Consider the following 21,013-nt stretch of genomic DNA (forward strand, 5'->3'; position numbering starts at 1 on the left):
TCACCTGCTGAGCATCTGGTGTGAACTCGCCCCGCGCTTGATCGCTTCCCAATCGTAAAGCATCGGCACCATTTCACCTTTCGCCCATGTCGCGTTCTGGTTCGCGTAATGCGGACTGGCCGGATGGCCCGACGCGCCATGGAAGACGATCCACCGGCAGTTGTTCCATGCGCCGACGTCGAAGACGTAACGGGACAATGCGGACGAGGTGGCCTGGAAGCCAAACTTCATCGAATATCCCGCCATGAACACGCAATCATTGTCTCCGGATATCTTGGCGCAGTCCTTGTCGAGCTGACCGGCATAGTCGGGGAAAGCGACCGAGAGCGCGTGCTTGAGCTTCGGTGTATGCAGCGTGCCCCAATCGGCGGTCGGCGCATTCTTCGCCACCGTGACAACGGCCTCGCGCAGCAGCTCATTCCATGTCGCGCCGTTCAAGAGGCTCTCGTCATTGCTGCGCAGCAGTTGCGGCAGCGTCCACCAGAACTGGACTTCCGGAAACAGTCCCGGTGCCACCTTGGTGAAATCGCTGTCGGCGGTCTTGTCGAGGCCCGATCGGCGAAGCGCGAGCTTTGTCAATTCCAGCCGAACGGCGGAATAGGCCGCGGCCGCGACCGAATCGCCGCGCATCTCGCCGTCCCAGCCGAGGATCAGGTCGCACAAATGCTTCGTCTCCGCCGGCAGCCCGATCGCGCGTAGGCGTTCGCGGATTTCGATGGCGGGAATGCTCAGGAGGTCGCGGTGAATGGCCGGCATCTGCTCGGGCGATGGCCGCTTCAGTTCCTTGAGCCGCAGCCAGATGCGGCGGGTGCGGTGCGGTGGCATCGGGTCGGTCGAGAGATATGGCTCGCGCTCGGGCTCCACCACGCGGTTGTTGGCGGTCACGATCATCCCCTTATCCGGCGCGATCGTATGCGGCATGTCTTCGAACGGCACCATGCCGTCCCATTCGTGTTCGCCGGTCCAGCCCGGCACCGGCAACCAGCCATTGGAGCGCGGCCGCTTCGGCACCAAGGCGCGCACGCGATGGCCGATTTTTCCTGACGTGTCGCCGGCGACGACATTGTGGTCCATCAGCGCAAAGCCGCGCGTCGCTTCGTATAGTTGCTCGACCGATTTGGCGCGCAGCATCCGCACCATGCAATCGAATGAGGCGTCGGGCACCGCGAACTGCACGGACTTGAGCGCCAGCGCGGTGCCCTTCATGGGATCGCCGGCGATGACGGGACCATGCTGGGTTTCGATCACGTTGATCGTGACGTCATTGCCGTTGCGCACCTTGATGGTCTCGGGGCGATGCGTCGCGGGCAGCATCTCTCCTTTGAAGCGATAGTGGCGGGCGCCGGCGTCGAATTGCTCGACATAGAGATCGTGGATGTCGACAAAGGCATGCGTCACGCACCAGGCGACATGGCCCGTGTGCCCGAAATGCGGGAAACCGGGCACGCCTGGCACCGTCAGGCCGATGACGTCGAACTCGTCGCAGGCGAGATGGGCCTGTGCGTACATGTTCGGCATTTCCAATACGCGATGCGGATCGCCGGCGACGATCGCCCGGCCGGTCGCGGTGCGCTCGGCCGAGATCGCCCAATTGTTGCTGCCGCCGTCGAGCTCAGCGCCCATCTGCTCCTGCGCGGTCGCCAGCAGCGCGGAGATGCCGGGCTTGAGATCGGCAAGGGCTGCCGCGAGCCGCTTGCCTTCGACGCCCGGCGGCACGCACAGCAGATCGCTGCCGCCATCATCGAAGCGCAGCTTTGCGATGTTGTCGGCGCCGACGATCGGCAGCGCCGCGGCCCGCCAGAGCTTCCACCACACCGATCCCATCAGGAATCCGATCTGCCGCATGACAGCGATGGAATGCCAGGGCTCCCAGGCCATCGGTTCGCAGCCGAGGATTTTGTATTCGACCGGCCATCGGCGCAGCGCGATGACCGCGTTGACGCCGCGCGCGTACGCCACCAGCATCGCCTTGGCCTCGTCGCCGAGCAGGGCGTAGTCACGGCGCGAGGCGGCGTCGCCATTCATCTGCCGGGCAATTACATCGCCGGCAACAGCGCGGGCACCGAGCCATTCGGCATAGCGGCCGGTGCCACGCCGCAACAACGCCTCCATCTGCCAGAGCCGGTCCTGCGCCTGCGCAAATCCAAGCCCGGCGAACGCATCCTGATAGGTGCCGCCGCGGACATGCGGGATGCCCCACGCGTCGCGCCAGATGTCGACATGGCCGAGCAGCCCCTTCACCTGCGCCGGGCTGACATAGTCCGGCAGGTGATCGGTTGGGTTGATCCGGGTGGTGGTTGCGGTCACAGGGCGCTCCCGAGTTTTTCTGATTTGTTGTTCTTGCGGCGGAGGCATCATACGCAAGCGCGCATGCAAAGCCATGCCTGATAGCTGCGCCGGAACGGGCTCGCATTTCGTCGGCATCTTGCCGTTGTTCGCGTGCGATGCTTTGATGGCGGGATGGAGCCTCCCTCTTCATCGAAGCGGGGAGCTACCACGTCTGCGGCACGCGAGAAAAACAATAAGCGCACACCAAGAGGACGCCCATGAACAAGCAAGCAACGGTATTGAGTGAAACACAGAGCGCGGATGCGATGTTGCGGGCGCGAGCCCAGCGCGTGGTGCCCGGCGGCATGTGGGGACATCTCAACGCCGCGCGGCTGCCGGAAGGTTATCCGCAGTTCTTCGCCTCCGCCGAGGGATGCCGGGTGCGCGACGTCGACGGGCGCGAATATATCGACTTCATGTGCAGCTGGGGACCGGTGCTGCTCGGCCATCGCCACCCCGAAGTGCAGGCCGCGGCCGAGGCGCAGGCTGCCTTGGGCGATTGTCTGAACGGCCCGGGCGAGGTGATGGTGGATCTGGCCGAAGATTTCGTTGCGATGGTGCCGCATGCGGATTGGGCGATGTTCCAGAAGAACGGTGGTGACGCGACCACGGCTTGCGTGACCATCGCGCGGGCCGGCACCGGTCGGCGCAAGGTGCTGGTCGCCAAGGGCAGCTATCACGGCGCGCTGCCCTGGTGCTCGCCGAGCGTGGCCGGCGTCACCAGCGAGGACCGCGCGCACCTGCTGCACTTCGAATACAACGACGTCGCGAGCCTGCAGGCGGCGGTCGTCGAAGCGGGCAAGGACCTTGCCGCGATCCTGGTCACCGGCTTCCGGCATGACATCGCCCGCGATCTCGAATTGCCGACGCGCGAATTCGCCGCCGCTGCACGCGCCGCGTGCGACGCCGCTGACGCCGCGCTCATTCTCGACGAGGTGCGCACCGGGCTGCGGCTCGATATCAGGGGAAGCTGGGAGGCGCTCGGCGTGCGGCCGGATCTGGCCGCCTGGAGCAAGGCAATCGCCAACGGCTACGCGCTGGCGGCAGTGACCGGCAATGACAAATTCCGCGAGGCGGCAACAAAGGTGTTCGTGACCGGCTCGTTCTGGTGCGGCACCGTGGCGATGGCAGCGGCTCGGACGACGCTGCGGATCGCGCGTGAAACCGATGTGCCCGGGCAACTCCGCACCATGGGCTTGCGGATGCGCGAGGGGCTGGCGTCGCTGGCGAACCAGCACGGCGTCGCGATCCGGCAGAGCGGCCCGCCGCAGATGCCGCTGATGCTGTTCGACGCCGATCCGGATGTGAAGAAGGGCCGGGCGTTCTGTTCAGCGGCTTTGCGCCACGGCGCGTTCTTTCATCCCGTGCACAACATGTTCCTGTCGTCGGCCCATCAGGCCGCCGATATCGACGCGGCGCTGGAGGCGGCCTCGCACGGCTTCAAGGCCGTCCGCGCGCTTACCTAGGGCGCGTACTCATAAATCTTCGTCGACGTCCGAAAGGGGCCGTCAACGGCGTGCGATGTTCTCGAAAAGATTGAGCACATCTGTGTAGTGGGCCGCCGGGTCATGGGGCGGCTTACCGACGCTTCCTGAAACCGGCCGGTCGGTAACCGCGGGCCACAAGTTGATCTGTTCGCCGGTAGCAAAATCGAGTACGATGTCGCGGATGCGAGTGTCCCGGTCAGCCTGCTCGGGGCTGCGGTTCGGCTGGTCCTGTCCGACCAGGGCGTACATCTCCGTGCCGTGAACGGCGGGCGCACCATCGGCAGGGCCTATCATGAGCAGGTGCGCTTTGCCGCCGGCAGCGGCGTGCGCAAGCACGCCACGGGCTGCGGGTAAGGCGTAAATCCAGTCGGTCAAGATCGCCGCCCGAACTTCAGCCGGCGAGCGGCCGCCATGATTATAGGTGTTGACGATGCTTCGGGCGCGGGACGCCGGAACGCGCCACCTCGCCACCTCGGCGGTGACGTTGTCGATGGCGTGGGGGTTGAAGCGGTCCAGATCGTTGGCCACCCACCAGCCGATATCGTTGCTGGCCGTGCTGAGCAGTACGTCGATGTCCTGGTGAGTCCCCGCGGCTAGGACGTCCATCGGGTGGGTGTGGAGGACTCCGCCGGGTTGGCCGCCGTCCAGGACGAGGCCGAGGGTCCGGTTGTCGGCCCCGTTGCGATCGCCGATGTCCTGCGGGCCAACCTTCTGCAGCGCCGCGACCATAAGAGACGTGTCCATCTCGACGAGCCGTTCGGGAGCATTCGCAATGCCGAGTTCAGTAAGGAAGAGCGCCGCGAGTTCCTCGGCCCACGAGGCAGGGACGAGTCGTGAGGGGCCTCCGGAGAAACCGCCGACGCGCTTGTAGAGGCCGTCCGCGGAGGGCGCCCCTAGGAGGGCGAGCGATTGAAAACCACCAGCGCTATGGCCGAACACCGTGACGTTGTTGGGGTCACCGCCGAAGAACGCGATGTTCCACTTGACCCATCCGAGCGCGGCAATGACGTCCTGAAAACCGAGGTTGCTGGCCTCGGCGAGTCGGCCGCCGTACTGAGAAAGCTTAAGGAATCCAAGCGCGCCGAGCCGGTAGTTAACCGACACACTAACCACTCGACCTGTCGCAGCAAGACCGGAAGCGTTGGAGGTCGTCTGCGTGTTTGCGCCATGTTCGAACCCGCCACCGTAGATGTACACGACCACCGGAAGCGCGCGCGCGGCTGGCCGATCGGGGGCCCACACGTTCAAGTTCAGGCAGTCTTCGCCAGTCCCGCTGTCCGCCTCGAGCCAATCGATAGCGCGAGGTTGGATAGGGGCTACGCCCTTTCGGTCATAGGGCCGGTCGGCGTCGAACGCTGCGATGGCTGGGTGGCGAAATCGCTCCGCTGTAGCGAAGGGAATTCCCCACCAAGCTCGCACTCCTGAGATGATCTTGCATGCGGTGCTTGTCATGTAGTCAATATTCATCCATCGGTCGAAGCACATTAGGTCAAGTCGCATCGTTTATCTGCTTGTGTACCGCATTTTTGAGTCTCGAATAAGCTATCGGGGGTACAGGAAACAGGCATGTCGGCTTTGGTTCATTTTCGACCGATTCATCAGGGATTGTTGGCAGGTTAACGTCCGCTTCTGCCCGTAAGCGCCGAACCGGGCCGAGCCAGAAGCGTTGCGTATGGCCGGACTCCCGTGATTCAAGCCCCCAAACTGAGGGCTCGAATCATGCGCTACGAACTCGCCGACCATGAATGGAATGCCATAAGGCTGATGCTGCCCAACAAGCCGCGTGGCGTTCCTCGGGTGAACGACCGACGTGTCCTCAATGGCATCTTCTGGGTCCTCCGATCAGGAGCCCCCTGGCGTGATCTGCCGGCGGGGTTTGGCCCATACACCACTTGCTACAACCGGTTCGTCCGCTGGCGGCGGGCTGGTGTCTGGGGGCGCATCATAGACAGACTTGCCGCTACCCATGATGCCGCTGTCCAGATGATCGACACCTCCATTGTCCGCGTGCATCAACATGGATCCTGCATCACAAGGAACCAGCGCCAGTCGATGGGAAGGTCCCGCGGCGGCTTGACGAGCAAAATCCATGCGTTGGTCGATAGCAATGGTCTGCCGGTACGGCTGGCATTGAGCCCCGGTGAGGCTCATGACGTTCGACTTGCCGGAAAACTGCTGTCTCGTCTGAAATCCGGGTCAATGCTGCTTGCCGACCGTGGCTATGACGCGGACTGGATCAGGAGCTGGCCATGAAGAAGGGCGCGTGGGCCAACATCCCGCCGAAAAGCAACCGACGCGATCCGATCTGCTTCAGCCCCCATCTCTACCGCGCTCGCAACCGGATCGAGCGGTTCTTCAACAGGATCAAACAATGTCGTCGGGTGGCGACACGCTATGACAGGCTTGCTGCCAACTACCTTGCGTTCGTTCAACTCGCGTCAATCAGGCTATGGCTGCGCCTTAATGAGTCCGCATCCTAGTTGCTTTGCGGCTATTTCAGCGCCTGCAAAACCTGATCGAGTTTCTCGACCAGCACGTCCGCATGCGCAGTGGTGAACACCAGCTGCGGCCGGATCTTGAGAACGTTGGCTTGCGGTCCGGCGGCGCTGATCAGCACGTGCCGCTCGCGCAGCATATTGACGATGGCTGCTGTTTCGCTGGCGGCCGGCGTTCCGGTGGGACCGCCGTGCCGCAGCTCCACGCCAAAGAACAATCCGGCGCCGCGCACCTCTGATATCAATGGATGGCGCGCGTGCAGTTGCCGGAACTGTTCACGCAGATAGGCGCCGACGCGCTGTGCATTCGCAAGCAAGCCTTCGGACTCGATCACTTCAAGCACGGCTATTCCGGCCGCCGCCGAGACGGGATTGCCGCCAAAGGTGTTGAAATAGCGTGACCGCGCGCCGAATTCGGCCAGCACTTCCGGACGCGCCGCCATTCCGGCGACTGGATGGCCATTGCCCATCGGCTTGCCCATCGTGACCAGATCGGGAATGAGACCGTGGCGGGCAAAACCCCACATCTGCTCGCCGGTGCGCCCGAAGCCTGGCTGCACCTCGTCGGCGATAAAGATGCCGCCGGCCGCACGCACCGCTTCGACGGCGGGGCGCAGGAAGCCCGCAGGGTCCGCGAACACCCCGTCGCTGGAGAAGATCGTGTCGACCAACAGTCCGGCCGGACGAATTCCGTTTTTGCGCATGTCGTCGAGCGCGCCGCGAACGTGCCGCGCAAAGGTCTCGCCGGTATCGTCGCCGGCGGAGCGTGGCGCCGGCACCAACCGGGCGTGGCTGTCCTTTGCCAGCGGCAGCCCGAGCGAAGGCGACAGCTCGGCCAGCGCGCTGGTGACGCCGTGATAGGCGGTTTCCGTCACGATGAAGCCGGTGCCGCCGGTGCAGGTGCGGGCCACACGCAGCGCGAGGTCGTTGGCCTCGCTGCCGGTGCAGGTGAACATGATCTGGCTGATCTCGGCCGGGAAGGTGGCGAGGAGTTTTTCGGCATAGTCGAGCACGGTCTCGTGCAGATAGCGCGTATGGGTGTTCAGCACCGCGGCCTGCCGCGCGATCGCCTGCACGACGTGGGGATGCGAGTGTCCGACCGACGCGACATTGTTATAGGCGTCCAGATAGGCATTGCCGGCGGGATCGTAGAGCCACACGCCTTCGCCGCGGACAAATTGCACCGGTTGTTCGTAGAACAGACGGTAGGCCGGACCGAGCAGCCGCTTGCGCCGTGCGATCAAGTCGTTGGCCGAAGCAGCCTCATGGTTGGTGGACATCTGTTTTACTCCGAATTGCAGGCAGACTGAATCTGCTGCCGGGCCTGTGCCCGGGAGATACCAGCGATTCGCTGCAGTCTGCCCCAGGCCGCCGGATTGTTGCGTAGAATATAATCCCGATTCCCGGGATAGCGGATGGCCCGCCAGCTGCTGATCACGATGGTCATCACCATGCGCGTCGCGATCAGGTCGAACAAGATCTCGAACTCGATCGGGTCGAGCGGCGTGACCGCATGGTAAGCCGCGATCATCTCGCAGGCGGGCGCGAGCGGATCGTTGCCATCGACGACCTGGTACGCCGCGGTCACGGCGAGGTCGACGACCCGGGCGGTCGACGTCATGTCGCCAAAGTCGATGATTCCCGCGATGCGCTCGCTATTGGCGGAATCGACGACGATGTTGTGCGGGTTGAGATCGTTGTGAAGCGGCTGTTTGGGCAGGCCCGACAGCACGGGAAGGGCGTGCGTCTCGAACCGGTCGAGGGTGCGCTCGACGAGAGTGCGTCGGTCGGCCGGGACGGCGTCGATCAATGGACGCAATTCGGCGGCGTGCTGAAGGTCCCACAGCAGCTTGTGGTTGGCGCCGGGATGCCGGAAGTCGCGAAGCCCCCGCGCCATCCGTGCGGCGCATTGGCCGAGGTCGCGCCGCAGCGCCGTTGAACTCTCGACGGTGTGGAAGGGCGTTCCGGCAAGAAACGACAACAGACGCACGATCCGCGTCGAACCGTCGTCGAAGCCGATATCGAGTTCCGTTGCGCCGTTCAACGCCGGAAAGATGCGCGGCACCGGCAGGCCGGGGTCGGCGGCGGCCAGCTGCACCAGGGCTTCGGTCTGCAGATTCGTGACCGCGCGATCCTCTGTGGGATTCGCGATCTTCAGTACATATTCGCGGCCATCCGACGTCCGCAGCCGGAAATTCTGATCGCGCTCGCTGTCGAGGCGACGCACCGTGACGGGCAGGCCGTAATGTTCGGCCGCCAGTTCCTTGGCAAGCGATTCCGGAATGCTTGATGCGGCGCGCAGGCCATCGATCGGATGTGCCGCGTCAATTGCGGGAGAGGAGTCTGGCACCGCAGTGTCCTTTAGGCCGTGATCCTTTGGGGCGTACGACCGGTCAATAGCCGCGTTGGCGGTCGATGGCGTTCGGCGGCCGTCGGCCGGTTTGTATTGCGTCGGCGGTTGCGACGACCGTGGTCGCAACGGCCTCGACCCGGACTTCGCAGGCGTCGTGTGGCGTCACGACGATTTTGGGATGATGCCAGAACGGGTGCGCCGGCGCCAGCGGTTCGGCCGCGAACACGTCGAGCGCGGCGCCGTCGAGTTGACCGCTCTCCAGCGCGGCCAGCAGGGCCGCATCGACCAGATGTTCGCCGCGTCCGACCTGGATGAGGTAGCCGCCGCGGCGCATGCGGGCGAACAGTTCCGCGTTGAGAATGCCCTGGGTCTCCTGCGTCAACGGCAGCAGGTTCACCAGCGCCTCGCTTTCACCAAGCATGGCGGCGAGGCCGGCGGGGCCGTGGAATCCCCGGACGGAGGCGGGCGTCGGCTTCGCCGTCCGGCTCCACGCCATGACGGGGAAACCGAGCTGTGCAAGGTCGGCGGCAACGCGCTGGCCGATTTCGCCGTAACCGAGGATGCCGACCGGCACGTCCTGCGCGGCACGCTGCGGGAGGCGCTTCCAGATTCCGTCACGCTGCTGGGCCAGATAAGTTGCAAAACGCCGCTGATGCGAGATCACATGCCAGATGACAAAGCCTGACATCGTCTGCGCCTGCAGGGGATCGACGATGCGAACGACGTCGATATCCGGCCGCAGGCTCGGGCAGGCGACAATATTGTCGACGCCGGCACCGAGCGAACAGACCGCCTTCAGGTTCGGGTAATGCTCAAAGGCGTCGGCCGGCGGATGCCATGCGATCGCAAGGCTGATGTCCGCGTCGGACCCGTTGCCGCGATGATCGACGATTTCGATGCGGTCGGCGATGCGAGCGAATTCTGTTCCGAGGTAGCCTCTGATATCGAGGCTGCTACTCACGAGCGCACAACGCATCGTTCACGCCGCCTTGGAAGATGATATCTGGCCGGGCACCGCGGCAAGAAGTTCGCGCGTATAGGGGTGCTCGGGGGCGGAGAACAGTGCTGCGGCAGGCCTGAGCTCGACGATCGACCCGCGCTGCATCACCGCGATGCGGTCGCAGATCTGGGCTGCCACCCGCAAATCATGGGTGATGAACAGCATCGACAGCCCAAGGCGCGTCTTGAGGTCTTCGAGCAGGTTCAGAACCTGCGCCTGCACGGAGACGTCGAGCGCGGAGACGGCCTCATCCGCCACCAGGATTTCGGGGTCGAGCGCCAGCGCCCGCGCGATCCCGATCCGTTGCCGCTGGCCGCCGGAGAATTCGTGCGGGAAACGTTCCATCGCACTCGCATTGAGGCCCACCAGACCCAGCAATTCATGAGCGCGTTGTCGCGCCGCCGCAGGCTCCGCGCCGTGCGCGATCGGGCCATCGGTGATGATGTTGCCGACCTTGCGGCGCGGATTGAGCGAGGCGAACGGGTCCTGAAACACCATCTGGATGCGCTTGCGCTGCTCGCGCAACGCCTTGCCGTTGATGCGCGTCAGGTCGGTTTCGCCAAGGCGAACGGTGCCGCGATCCGGCTCGATCAGGCGCATGATCAGGCGCGCGATGGACGATTTGCCGGAACCGGATTCGCCGACCAGGCCGAGCGTCTCGCCCTGAAAAATGTCGAAACTGACTTCCTTGGCGGCCTGGACACTGCGCGTCGGCTGAAACCAGCCGCCGCCGCTGACATAGGTTTTTTCGATACCGATCACCTCGACCACCTTCGGCCGATCGAGCCGGGAAACGCGCGCCGGCGGCTGCAGTTTTGGGACAGCGGCGAGCAGCGCTCGAGTGTAGGGGTGTTGCGGACGCTGCAGCACGTCGTCGGCTGCGCCCTGTTCGACCACCTTGCCGTGCTGGAGCACGACGACGCGATCGGCGATATCGGTGACGACGCCGAAATCGTGGGTGATGAACATCACCGCCATGTTGCGGCTGCGTTGCAGGTCGCGGATCAGTTTGAGGATCTGCGCCTGCGTGGTGACGTCGAGCGCGGTCGTCGGTTCATCAGCGACCAGCACCGCCGGTTCGAGCGCCAATGCCATCGCGATCATCGCGCGCTGCCGCTGGCCGCCCGAGAGCTGGTGCGGATAGGCGCGCACGCTGCGTTCGGGGTCGGGCAGGCCGACTTCGCGCAGCAGGCCGAGGGCCTTTTGCTTCCGTTCTTTCGGCGTCAGCAGGCCGTGCGCCTCGAACATCTCGGCGATCTGGTCGCCGATCCGCATCAAGGGGTTGAGCGCCGTCATCGGCTCCTGGAACACCATCGCAAGTCGGCGGCCGCGCAGACCGAGCCAGCCATCCGCGTCGAGGGTCAGCAGGTTTTGGCCGCCAAAGGTGATTTCGCCGGTCTCGGCGATCACGGTGTCGGGCAGCAGACCCATCAGGGCATGCGCGCACATCGACTTGCCGGACCCGGATTCGCCGACGACGCAAAGGATCTTGCCGGCGGTGAGATCGAACGAAACCCCGTCCACGGCGTAAGCACGGTCGCTGCCGGGCGGCAGGGCCAGTTTGAGGTCTTTGATGACTACAGCGGCGTCAGACATGCTCAGCGCCCGTCCTTGTTGAGACGCGGGTTGAGCGCATCGTTGAGGCCTTCGCCGATCAGGTTCAGCGCCAGTACCGAGATCAGGATGGCGACGCCGGGAAACACCGTGATCCACCAGGCCTGGCGAATAACGGTGCGGCCGGCGCCGACCATGTAGCCCCACGACATCAGATTGGGATCGCCAAGGCCGAGAAACGACAGCGAGGATTCGAGCAGGATCGCGGTGGCAACCATCAATGACGCCAATACGATCACCGGGGAGAGGGCGTTGGGCAGGATCTCGCGCCAGATGATCCAGCTATTGGTCTGCCCGGTCACGATCGCGGCCTGGACATATTCACGGGTGCGCAGTGACAGCACCTCGCCGCGGACGAGGCGCGCCACCGGCGGCCAGCTGACGATGGCAATCGCAATCACGATCGAGACGATCGACGGCTGCAGCACGGCGACCAGCACGATCGCGAGCGCAAAGCTCGGCACGGTCTGGAAGAATTCGGTGAAGCGCATCAGGGCGTCACCGATCCGGCCGCCGAAATAGCCGGCGGCAGCGCCCACGGGAATGCCGACCGCTAGCGCCGCCAGCGTCGAGACGAGGCCGACCAGCAGCGAGACGCGGGCGCCATAGATGATGCCCGCCATCACGTCGCGACCGAGCGCGTCGGTGCCGAGCGGCAGGCCGGCCAGCGTGAACGGCGGCAGGAACGGCCGCTGCACCATGCGCCAGGGCGAGGTCGGAAACAGCAGGGGACCGAACACAGCAATTACGATCGCGACCGTCAGGATCACGAGGCCGATCAGGCCACCGGGATTGCGGAGCATCAATCTCCAGAACTGTCTCATGCGGCGAACTCGATGCGGGGATCGACCGAACGGTAGATCAGGTCGGTGATCAGGTTGAAGGCCAGCACCATCGCCGAACAGACCACGAAGACGCCGAGCAAAAGGTTATAGTCGCGCTGCAGCAGCGCCTCGTACATCAGCCGGCCGATGCCGGGCCAGGCGAACACGGTTTCGGTCAGCACGGCGCCGCCGACCAGCGTGCCCGCCTGCAAGCCCGCCAGCGTCACCACGGGCAGCAGCGCGTTTCGCAGCACGTGGCGGCGCTGGATCACGGCATCGCGCAACCCCTTGGCGCGCGCGGTCTTGACGAAGTCGAGCCGCTTGACCTCGAGCATCGAGGCGCGGGTCATGCGGGCGTAGGTAGCCATGAAGAACAGGCCGATCGTCGTCGCCGGCATGATCAGATGGGCGCCGACATCCAGCACGTGAGCGAGCCCGGTGTAACCAGCGCCCACCGTCTCGTAGCCAAAGCTCGGCAGCCAATCCATCGTCACCGAGAACAGCAGGATCGCCATCAGCGCGACCCAGAACAGCGGCGTGGCGTAGAAGATCAGCGCCAGCACCGTGATAAGGGTGTCGGTCCAGCTGCCGGCGCGGCGCGCCGCCAGCGTTCCGAACAGGACGCCGAACGCAAGTGAAATCGCAAACGCGGTGCCGGTCAGCAGTAGGGTGGCCGGAAGCCGGTCGAGGATCAGCTTTGAAACCGGCATTTGCTGGCGGAACGAAAAGCCGAGATCGAGACTGACGATGCCCTTGACGTAGAGAAACAGTTGCACCGGCAGAGGCTGGTCGAGGCCGAATTTTTCGCGGAGCTGGGCGAGGAAGATCTGGTCGCCGGCGCCGGCTTCACCGGCCATCACCAGCGCCGGATCGCCGGGCGCCAGCCGGATCAGGAAAAAGTTGAGGACGACAATTGCCAGCAGGACGATGACGGCCTTGCCAATGCGCTGGGCAATGAATGCGAGCATCGTGTGGATTTCCGCTGCGTTCGAGGCTTGGTGTTGGAATTTCCGATCGCGGCGAGACGCCGGAGCGCCGCCGCCGCGATCTGGATGTTACGGAGTTACTTTTCGATCCACGCGTCCCGGAAGCCGTCATTGACGCCGATCGCGGTCGTGACGAGGTTCTTGACGTTGCAGCGGGTGATGGTGGGGAACTGCAGTTCGAGCAGCCATGCCACCGGCACGTCGTCGGTCAGGATCTTCTGCGCCTTGGTGTAGATCTCCTGGCGCTTGGAATCCGGGAAGGCGACGGCGCCGTCCGCGAACAGTTGATCGATCTCCGGATTCGAATAGCCCTCGACGTTGTTGAACGGCGAGCCCTTCGTTATCTGGCTCGAGACGTAATTGCGGCCGACGCCGAGCGCGGGGTCGCCGTACTGGTACAGATAGGTGAAGGCGATATCGTAGTCCCAGTCGGCGGTTTTCTGATTCCAGCCGGGGACATCGGTCGCCACCATTTCGATATTGATGCCGACGTCCTGCAGATTCTGCTTCACGGCCTCGGCCCAACGCTGCCAGGTTTCTCCATAGGGCAGCGGCAGCAGGCGAACCTTCTCGCCATTGTAGCCGGCCTCCTTCAGCAGTGCCTTCGCCTTCGCCGGATTGAAATCGTATTTCGTCACCGCGTCCGTGTAGTACTTGATCGAAGAGCCGGACGGCCCGGTGGCGACCTTGCCGAGGCCGTTCCAGATCACGTCCTTTGCAAAATTGCGGTCGATGGCGAACATCACGGCCTGACGGAATTTCTTGTTGGCCGTCGGCCCGGAGCGGTTGTTGAGCCACAGCCACGAATGCGGGCTGAAGAATTCCCAGCCGGCGCCGGTGACGCACACGTTCTTGAGTTTGCTCAGGCGCGGAACGTCGAAATTCTCGACCGAACCGCCCGGCAGCACGTCGACCTTGCCGGTTTCGAACGCCACCGATCGCGCCGCGGCGTCGGGAATGACGTGCCAGTAGATTTCGTCGAGGTTGGGCTTGCCCTTGATGTAGTAGTTCGGGTTCTTGACCAGCCGGATGAAGGAGCCCTTCTGCCATTCCTTGAACATGAAGGGGCCAGTGCCGATGGGCGTGTTGTTGGCCGGGTTGGTCTTGAAATCGGTTCCTTCATAGATGTGCTTCGGAATCATCGGCATCGAGCCGACTTCGAAGATACCGAGGAACGGCCCGAACGGCTGCTTCAGCGTGAACACGACGGTGGATTCGTCTGGTGTTTCGACCTTGTCGACCTGGACCAGATTGTTGCGCCCACGCGGATGGGTCTGCTTGAGGAATTCGATCGAGAACGCCACGTCGGCTGACGTGAACGGTTTGCCGTCATGCCAGGTGACACCCTTCCTGAGCTTGAACGAGTAGACCTTGCCGTCTTCGCTGACGCTCCAGCTCTCGGCCAGACCCGGCTGCGGCTCCAGCTTCGGGCTATAGCGCAGCAGGCCTTCGTAAATATTGCCTGATACCATCTGGGTCGGGCCGTTCTGCACGATGCCCATCATCAGGCCGGGCGGTTCGGGCTGGATAACGGCATTGACGACGCCGCCTGCCTTCGGCTCTTGCGCAAAGGCTGTGCTGGTAAAGGCTGTGCTTGAAAGGGCTGCTCCGGAAAGGCCGCCTACCACAGCAAGACCCATAACAAATTGCTTTAGCATGACATCTCTCTCTTGATCGCCTGAGCGGCGCGCGTTGTGTTGAAGTTTGAGTGTGCGGCTAGTTCATGAAATCCGGATCGGACCGTTCCAGCATCCGCTTGAAGGCGACCCATTCGATATCCGGAACACCGTTGAGTTCGATGCTGTCATAGAAGGTCTCATATTGACCCGCGGTCTTGCGGGCGACGCTTGCCGAGAGCGGCACGATCTCGGCGCCAGCGCCCTGAACCGCGAGCTGGGCGCGGCACGAGCGTTCCAGATTGTGCATCAGCTTGAAGGCCTCGGCGACTGAGCGGCCGCAGGTGAGCATGCCGTGGTTGCGCAAAACCATGACGAACTTGTCGCCGAGGTCGGCGACCAGCCGCTCGCGCTCATCCAGATCGAGCGCGATGCCTTCGTAGTCGTGATAGGCGAGGCGATCGGTGAACTGCATCGACCATTGATTGAGCGGCAGCAGTCCCTGCTTCTGGCAGGACACCGCGACGCCGGCGACGGTGTGGGTGTGCAGTACGCAGGCAGCATCCGTTCGCGCCGCATGCACGGCGCTGTGAATGGTGAATCCGGCCGGGTTGATGCCGAGGTTCATCGGGTCGTCGATGACGTTGCCGTCGATATCGACGGTGACCAGATTGGACGCGGTGACCTCTTCAAACCGCAGGCCGTACGGGTTGATCAGAAAACGGTCATGGGCGCCCGGCAGCCGGGCCGAGATATGGGTGTAGATGCTGTCGTCGAGGCCGAGCCGGTGAATCAGCCGGTAGGCGGCGGCGAGATCGATTCGGGCTTGCCGGGTTCCGTCCTTGATGGCCGGGGGCGGTACGTGCGCTGTCATTATTGGAATGCACCCTTTTTGAACAGGTCTAAGGGTTGCATCGCAACTAGGCTCATGACAAGACTAAACTGTCGACAATCGACGCTTAAATTATGTACAAGTAGTAAAACCGGCCAAAATCGGGTAAGAACCGGCCAAAATGGACCCATTTTGATGCGCACATTGTCCCCGCCGGTCGGATTGCCCGCCCTCGCCGACACCGATCTCGTCGGCCAGGTCGCCCGTCTTTTGACCCAGGCGGTGGTCGAAGGCCGGCTGGCGCCGGGTTCCAAGGTCGTGGAAGCGGGGATCGCGAGGGAGCTAGGGGTGAGCCGGGCGCCGGTGCGCGAGGCCGCGCGGCTGCTGGAACAGCAGGGACTGCTGGTGGCCAGTCCGCGCCGCGGCTTCTTCGTGCGCAAATTCGCCGCCGACGATATCGACGACATCTATGACTTGCGGCTGTGCGTCGAGCGGCACGCGGCCGTGCTCGCTGCGCGCAACCTGACGCCGGAGACGCGCGACATGCTGCGGCGGCAGATCGACGTGCTGCACCAGACCGCTGATCTGGAAGATCCCGCAAGGCAGGTCGAGGAGGACTACCGCTTTCACCGCCTGATCTGCGAGATCGCGGCGAACCGGCGGCTGTTGCGGTTGTTCGACGATCTCGCATCGGAAATGCGCATGGTGATCGGCCTGATCGGACGGCTGTACGACGATCCGCATGAAATCGCCCGCACGCATGAACCCGTGTTAGCTGCCATCGAACAAGGCCATCCCGAACGCATCGTGGCGCATATCGACTATCACATCGGTCATGCGTGGCGCGAAGTCGGAAAACTCGTGCGGGAGATTCCCGCTTAGCCGGCGGCGCACGCTGGTGCGCGCCAGATTTCATTGACAGGAAACAGGAGTATCCGCGTGAAGGCCGTCTACACTGAACTGCACCGCAGTCACGATCCGCAATTCTTTCTGGTGCGCGGTATCATCCAGCGCACCACCGAACAGCCCGAACGCGCCGACCGGCTGCTCGCAGGATTGAAGGCCGGCAAGCACGAACTGGTTGCGCCTACACTATTCGGGCAGGGCCCACGTGCAAGGATTCACAGTCCGGAATATCTCGGCTTTCTCGCCGAGGCCTGGGAGGCCTGGTCCGCGCTCGGCAATGCCGGTCCGGAAATGATCGCCAACATCCACCCGGTGCGCCATGCTGCGACCTATCCGACCCATATCGTCGGCCGACTCGGCTGGCATACGGCCGATACCGCCGCTCCGATCGGTCCCGGCACCTTTGCCGCGGCCTGCGCGGCAACGGATGTGGCGACGACGGCGGCGCAGCTTGTCATGGACGGCGAGGACGCGACCTATGCGCTCTGCCGTCCGCCCGGTCATCACGCCTACCGCGACATGGCCGGCGGCTTCTGCTTCTTCAACAACAGTGCGATTGCAGCTGCGCATCTGCGCCAGCGCCATGAACGTGTTGTCATCCTCGATGTCGACGTCCACCATGGCAACGGCACGCAGGGCATTTTCTACGAACAACCCGACGTGTTCACCGTTTCGATCCATGCCGACCCCACGTCGTATTATCCGTTCGTGTGGGGTTACGCGCACGAGCGCGGCACGGGTCCTGGCCTCGGCACCAACCTCAATATTCCTTTGCCGATCGGCACCGGCGATGACGGCTACATGGGCGCGCTTGGCGTTGCAAAGAAAGCCATCGATGCCTTCGCGCCCGGCGCGCTGGTCGTTGCACTTGGCCTCGACGCATCGGAGCATGATCCGTTGGCAGGCCTCGCCGTGACCACGCCCGGCTTCCGGCGCATTGGCGCCGCCATCGCGCGGCTCGGGCTCCCGACCGTGTTCGTTCAGGAGGGCGGATACCTCTCCGACATTCTAGGCGCCAACCTGACATCCGTTCTCGCCGGCTTCGAAGAAGCCCGCTAGGCCGCGCGCCTTTCTGATATCGACGACTTCAGGAGACGGAATAAATCTTCCGTCTCCTTTTGCACTTTCGCCACCGCTTCCAGCTTCACGGGGCCATAGCCACGAATGTCCATCGGTGCGGCTGCGATCTTGGCCAGGCGTTCGATGGTGTCAGGTGAAATCCAGGGTGTGAGATCGCTCACGAGCCTTTCGTACCAGTCGATCAGGCCGCGCTCCATCTGGCGTTCGTGCGTATAGCCGAACACGTCCAACGGCGTGCCACGCAGGAATTTGAGCCGCGCCAGAATTCGGAATGGTGTCTGGATCCATTGCCCGAATTGACGCTTGAGCGGCCGTCCGCGGGCGTCCTTTCCGGACGACAGGACCGGCGGCGCCAGATGATACTTGATCGCGAAGTCGCCCTCGAATTCCTGCCGCAGCTTGTCCTGAAACCCGGTCTCCATGTGCAGCCGCGCCACCTCGTACTCGTCCTTGTAGGCCATCAGCTTGAAGAGGGTCCGCGCGACGGTGGTCGTTAGCACCTGCGAGCCGGGTACGTGGCGTTCCTCGGCGGCGCGGACTTGACCGACGAATTTGAGGTAACGATCGGCATAGGCTGCATTCTGATAGGCGGTGAGGAAGTCGACACGGCGAGAGATGATATCGTCCAGCGTCTCTTCCTTTTTGGCCTGCCCAAATAGCGACGTCACAAAATCACTATCCGCTGCGGCGAGGCGCCCGCTGGCAAAAGCCTGCTTGTTCTGTTCGATCGCAACGCCATTCAACTCGATTGCGCGCATCAGCGCTTCCAGTGTGACCGGCACCAATCCTTGCTGCCACGCCGTTCCGAGCATGATCACATTGGCAAAAACCGTGTCGCCGAACAGCGCGTCGGATAGCCGGTTCGCGTCAAGACTCCTCAAATTGTCCGATCCGACGACGCGTTCGAGGTGCCGAAGCCTCGCCGCCGCCTCCAGGCTGGCGTCGCGATTGCGTACGATGTCGCCGGTCGGCATTTCAGCCGTGTTGATGACAGCGCGCATGTCAGGCCCGTAAGTACCAGACGCCTTCGGCGAGGAACTGACCACGATGTCGCAACCGATCAGCGCGTTGGCGGCGCCCTGATCGATCCGGACCTGGTGGATATCGTCGGGGCTATTCGAGAGCCGGATGAAACTCAGGACGGGTCCAAATTTCTGCGCGAAGCCGGTGAAGTCGAGCACCGATGCACCCTTGCCCTCCAGATGCGCCGCCATCGTGATCAACGCGCCGACGGTGATGACGCCGGTGCCGCCGACGCCGGTCACGAGCAGGTTGAACGGTTTTTCGAGTGAAACGAAATTTGGCTCGGGCAGCGCGGTCGTGCGGGCCATCGCGTCGATGCCGGCGCCTTGCTTCTTGCGCCGGGTCGCGCCTTCAACGGTGACAAAGCTCGGGCAAAAGCCGTTGACGCAGGAAAAGTCCTGGTTGCAGGTCGAGAGATTGATCTGGCGCTTGCGGCCGAACGGCGTCTCCTTTGGCTCGACGCTCAGACAGTTGGACTCGACCGAACAATCGCCGCAGCCTTCGCAGACGAGATCATTGATGACGGCGAATTTCTTCAGCTCGGGCGCCTGGCCGCGCTTGCGCTTGCGCCGCCGCTCGGTGGCGCATTCCTGTTCATAGATCAGGACTGAGACGCCCGAGATCTGCCGCAGTTCGCGCTGCACGGCATCCAGCTGCGCGCGGGGATGGATCGTTACGCCTTTCGGAAAATCGCTCGCGTGCAATTGATCGGGCGCGTCGGACACGATCGCAATCCGCGCCACCCCGTTGGCACGAACTTCGTGGGCGATGGCGGTCACGCTGATCGGCCCGTCGACGGGCTGGCCGCCCGTCATGGCGACCGCATCGTTGAACAGGATCTTGTAGGTAATATTGGCCTTGGCGGCCACGGCCTGGCGGATCGCCATTGATCCCGAGTGATAGTAGGTGCCTTCGCCGAGATTCTGGAACACGTGCTTGCCGCCGGTGAAACGCGAGGAGGCGATCCAGTTGACGCCTTCGCCGCCCATCTGGATCAGCGAACTCGTATCGCGATCCATCCAGCTCGCCATGAAATGACAGCCGATGCCGGCCAGTGCCTGCGATCCCTCGGGCACCTTCGTTGACGTGTTGTGCGGACAGCCCGAGCAAAAATAGGGTGTGCGCGTTGCGCCGGATATGTTGATGATCTCCGCACTTGGGCGGAGCAGTTTTTCGGCGCGCGATGTGAGGTCGAGGCCGGGGAAAATCAGGTCAAGCCGCTTGGCGACGATCGGCGCCAGCAGCCGCGGCGACAACTCGCCGACCCAGGGCACCAGCGGATCATTGTTTTCATCGCTCTTGCCGGCCATGTGTTCGGGCTTGTGGCCGGGATAGTCGTAGAAATATTCCTTGAACTGGCTTTCGATGATGCCGCGTTTTTCCTCGATCACGAGGATCTCGCGCTTCTCCCGGACGAATTCCAGTGCGTCGTGATGCGCCAGCGGCCACACCATCCCGACCTTGTAGATATCGATGCCAATCCGCCGGCATTCGAATTCGGTTAAGCCCAGGAGTTGCAAGGCCTCCATCAGGTCGAGATGAGCCTTGCCTGTCGTGACGATGCCGTAGGTGGCGTCGGGGATGTCGTAAATCCGGCGATCGATCGGGTTGGCGGCGGCAAAGGCGAGCACTGCGTTCTTCTTGGCTTCCAGCCGCTGCTCGATCTGCGGCCCGGGAAGGTCCGGCCAGCGGTAGTGCAGGCCGCCCGCGGGCGGTTCGAATGCCGGCGGGTTGAACAGGCGGCGCGGCGGCAGTTCGACCGAGGCGCAGGACTCGACCGTTTCCGATATCGCCTTGAAGCCGACCCACATGCCGGAAAAGCGGCTCAGCGCGTAACCATATTCGCCGAAGGAAAGATATTCGGCCACGCTCGACGGGCTAAGCGTCGGCATGAACCATGCCATGAAGGCGACGTCCGACTGATGCGGCATCGATGACGACACGCAGCCATGATCGTCGCCGGCAACGACCAGCACGCCGCCATGCGGCGAGGAGCCGTAGGCGTTGCCGTGCTTCAAGGCATCGCCGGATCGATCGACGCCGGGGCCCTTGCCGTACCAGAGGCCGAACACGCCATCGACTTCGCGCGCCGGGTTGGTTTCGACCTGCTGCGATCCCAGCACGGCGGTGGCGGCGAGGTCTTCGTTGACGGCGGGCAGGAATTCGATGCGCCGCTGGCTCAGGAGTTTTTTGGCGCGCCAGAGTTCCAGATCGACGCCGCCGAGCGGCGAGCCGCGATAACCGGAGACGAATCCGGCCGAGTTGATGCCGTCGGCAGAATCGCGGTCGCGCTGGTCGAGCAGGATGCGCACCAGCGCCTGCGTGCCCGTCAGCAGCACACGCCCGGTCTGGCGCGTGTATCGGTCCATCAAGGCGTAATCGTCGAGGTCTCTGCCTGTCGTCAGGGTCAGGGTCATGTCGGCCTCCCGCCGTATCAGGTTGGTGAAAGTGTCGACCCGATCGGGTGGA

15 protein-coding genes are annotated in these 21,013 nt (G+C 63.6%); 4 read left to right on the top strand and 11 right to left on the bottom strand.

All coding sequences use genetic code 11. From position 1 onward, the window contains the following. The gene (locus tag JQ597_RS29995) at window positions 1–2,307 is read right to left on the bottom strand and encodes a penicillin acylase family protein (RefSeq protein ID WP_349628904.1); all 2,307 of its coding nucleotides are present in this window, start codon (window positions 2,305–2,307) and stop codon (window positions 1–3) included. 239 nt (window positions 2,308–2,546) lie between these two features. Here JQ597_RS29995 and JQ597_RS30000 point away from each other — a divergent pair, with 239 nt between their 5' ends. Further along, complete coding sequence (locus JQ597_RS30000; protein WP_212269086.1) at window positions 2,547–3,794, top strand: aminotransferase class III-fold pyridoxal phosphate-dependent enzyme; 1,248 nt, start codon at window positions 2,547–2,549, stop codon at window positions 3,792–3,794. Window positions 3,795–3,836: 42 nt separating this feature from the next. On the opposite strand, the gene JQ597_RS30005 is transcribed toward JQ597_RS30000, so the two are convergent. Then, a complete protein-coding gene (locus JQ597_RS30005) occupies window positions 3,837–5,282 on the bottom strand; it encodes a carboxylesterase family protein (protein ID WP_212269087.1) in 1,446 nt (481 codons plus the stop codon). 252 nt (window positions 5,283–5,534) lie between these two features. On the opposite strand from JQ597_RS30005, the gene JQ597_RS30010 reads away from it, so the two are divergent. Further along, window positions 5,535–6,295 (top strand): IS5 family transposase gene (locus JQ597_RS30010; protein WP_249148319.1). Its coding sequence is split into 2 segments (ribosomal slippage): window positions 5,535–6,060 and window positions 6,060–6,295, totalling 762 coding nucleotides; the frame shifts between segments, so codons are not numbered across the junction. Between the two features lie 11 nt (window positions 6,296–6,306). On the opposite strand, the gene JQ597_RS30015 is transcribed toward JQ597_RS30010, so the two are convergent. The 8 genes from JQ597_RS30015 to JQ597_RS30050 all read right to left on the bottom strand — a co-directional run bounded on the left by JQ597_RS30015 (window position 6,307) and on the right by JQ597_RS30050 (window position 15,577). Next, window positions 6,307–7,590, bottom strand: coding sequence for an aspartate aminotransferase family protein (locus tag JQ597_RS30015; protein WP_212269089.1), 1,284 nt, complete (start codon window positions 7,588–7,590; stop codon window positions 6,307–6,309). 5 nt (window positions 7,591–7,595) lie between these two features. Beyond that, entirely contained in the window at window positions 7,596–8,660 is a 1,065-nt protein-coding gene (locus JQ597_RS30020; protein WP_212269090.1) for a phosphotransferase, read from the bottom strand. Window positions 8,661–8,703: 43 nt separating this feature from the next. Next, the gene (locus tag JQ597_RS30025) at window positions 8,704–9,639 is read right to left on the bottom strand and encodes a 2-hydroxyacid dehydrogenase (protein ID WP_212269091.1); all 936 of its coding nucleotides are present in this window, start codon (window positions 9,637–9,639) and stop codon (window positions 8,704–8,706) included. Between the two features lie 3 nt (window positions 9,640–9,642). Continuing rightward, on the bottom strand, window positions 9,643–11,259 hold the full coding sequence (locus tag JQ597_RS30030) for an ABC transporter ATP-binding protein (protein ID WP_212269092.1): 1,617 nt from the start codon (window positions 11,257–11,259) through the stop codon (window positions 9,643–9,645). 2 nt (window positions 11,260–11,261) lie between these two features. After that, the gene (locus JQ597_RS30035) at window positions 11,262–12,101 is read right to left on the bottom strand and encodes an ABC transporter permease (protein ID WP_212269093.1); all 840 of its coding nucleotides are present in this window, start codon (window positions 12,099–12,101) and stop codon (window positions 11,262–11,264) included. Further along, complete coding sequence (locus tag JQ597_RS30040; protein WP_212269094.1) at window positions 12,098–13,069, bottom strand: ABC transporter permease; 972 nt, start codon at window positions 13,067–13,069, stop codon at window positions 12,098–12,100. Before JQ597_RS30040 ends, JQ597_RS30035 begins: the two co-directional genes overlap by 4 nt. Before the next feature lie 95 nt (window positions 13,070–13,164). Beyond that, window positions 13,165–14,745, bottom strand: coding sequence for an ABC transporter substrate-binding protein (locus JQ597_RS30045; RefSeq protein ID WP_212269095.1), 1,581 nt, complete (start codon window positions 14,743–14,745; stop codon window positions 13,165–13,167). A 58-nt stretch (window positions 14,746–14,803) separates the two neighbouring features. Next, window positions 14,804–15,577, bottom strand: coding sequence for a class II aldolase/adducin family protein (locus tag JQ597_RS30050; RefSeq protein WP_212269096.1), 774 nt, complete (start codon window positions 15,575–15,577; stop codon window positions 14,804–14,806). A gap of 153 nt (window positions 15,578–15,730) precedes the next feature. Between JQ597_RS30050 and JQ597_RS30055 the strand changes: the two genes are divergently transcribed. Continuing rightward, entirely contained in the window at window positions 15,731–16,417 is a 687-nt protein-coding gene (locus JQ597_RS30055; RefSeq protein WP_212205668.1) for a GntR family transcriptional regulator, read from the top strand. A 57-nt stretch (window positions 16,418–16,474) separates the two neighbouring features. Then, the gene (locus tag JQ597_RS30060; protein WP_212269097.1) at window positions 16,475–17,500 is read left to right on the top strand and encodes a histone deacetylase family protein; all 1,026 of its coding nucleotides are present in this window, start codon (window positions 16,475–16,477) and stop codon (window positions 17,498–17,500) included. On the opposite strand, the gene JQ597_RS30065 is transcribed toward JQ597_RS30060, so the two are convergent. Next, window positions 17,497–20,961 carry an indolepyruvate ferredoxin oxidoreductase family protein gene (locus JQ597_RS30065; protein ID WP_212269098.1) on the bottom strand — a complete coding sequence of 1,155 codons (3,465 nt, stop codon included), beginning with the start codon at window positions 20,959–20,961 and terminating at the stop codon, window positions 17,497–17,499. The genes JQ597_RS30060 and JQ597_RS30065 overlap by 4 nt on opposite strands. Window positions 20,962–21,013: the final 52 nt, after the last annotated feature.

This window comes from Bradyrhizobium sp. AUGA SZCCT0177 (assembly GCF_018130125.1).
Classification (GTDB): domain Bacteria; phylum Pseudomonadota; class Alphaproteobacteria; order Rhizobiales; family Xanthobacteraceae; genus Bradyrhizobium.

What these genes read in the sequence shown, in the direction of transcription:
- JQ597_RS30035 (WP_212269093.1), bottom strand. Translation starts at nt 12,101, where the DNA reads ATGAGACAGTTCTGGAGATTGATGCTCCGCAATCCCGGTGGCCTGATC.
- JQ597_RS30030 (WP_212269092.1), bottom strand. Translation starts at nt 11,259, where the DNA reads ATGTCTGACGCCGCTGTAGTCATCAAAGACCTCAAACTGGCCCTGCCG.
- JQ597_RS30055 (WP_212205668.1), top strand. Translation starts at nt 15,731, where the DNA reads ATGCGCACATTGTCCCCGCCGGTCGGATTGCCCGCCCTCGCCGACACC.
- JQ597_RS30040 (WP_212269094.1), bottom strand. Translation starts at nt 13,069, where the DNA reads ATGCTCGCATTCATTGCCCAGCGCATTGGCAAGGCCGTCATCGTCCTG.
- JQ597_RS30015 (WP_212269089.1), bottom strand. Translation starts at nt 7,590, where the DNA reads ATGTCCACCAACCATGAGGCTGCTTCGGCCAACGACTTGATCGCACGG.
- JQ597_RS30045 (WP_212269095.1), bottom strand. Translation starts at nt 14,745, where the DNA reads ATGCTAAAGCAATTTGTTATGGGTCTTGCTGTGGTAGGCGGCCTTTCC.
- JQ597_RS30005 (WP_212269087.1), bottom strand. Translation starts at nt 5,282, where the DNA reads ATGAATATTGACTACATGACAAGCACCGCATGCAAGATCATCTCAGGA.
- JQ597_RS30000 (WP_212269086.1), top strand. Translation starts at nt 2,547, where the DNA reads ATGAACAAGCAAGCAACGGTATTGAGTGAAACACAGAGCGCGGATGCG.
- JQ597_RS30025 (WP_212269091.1), bottom strand. Translation starts at nt 9,639, where the DNA reads ATGCGTTGTGCGCTCGTGAGTAGCAGCCTCGATATCAGAGGCTACCTC.
- JQ597_RS30050 (WP_212269096.1), bottom strand. Translation starts at nt 15,577, where the DNA reads ATGACAGCGCACGTACCGCCCCCGGCCATCAAGGACGGAACCCGGCAA.
- JQ597_RS30065 (WP_212269098.1), bottom strand. Translation starts at nt 20,961, where the DNA reads ATGACCCTGACCCTGACGACAGGCAGAGACCTCGACGATTACGCCTTG.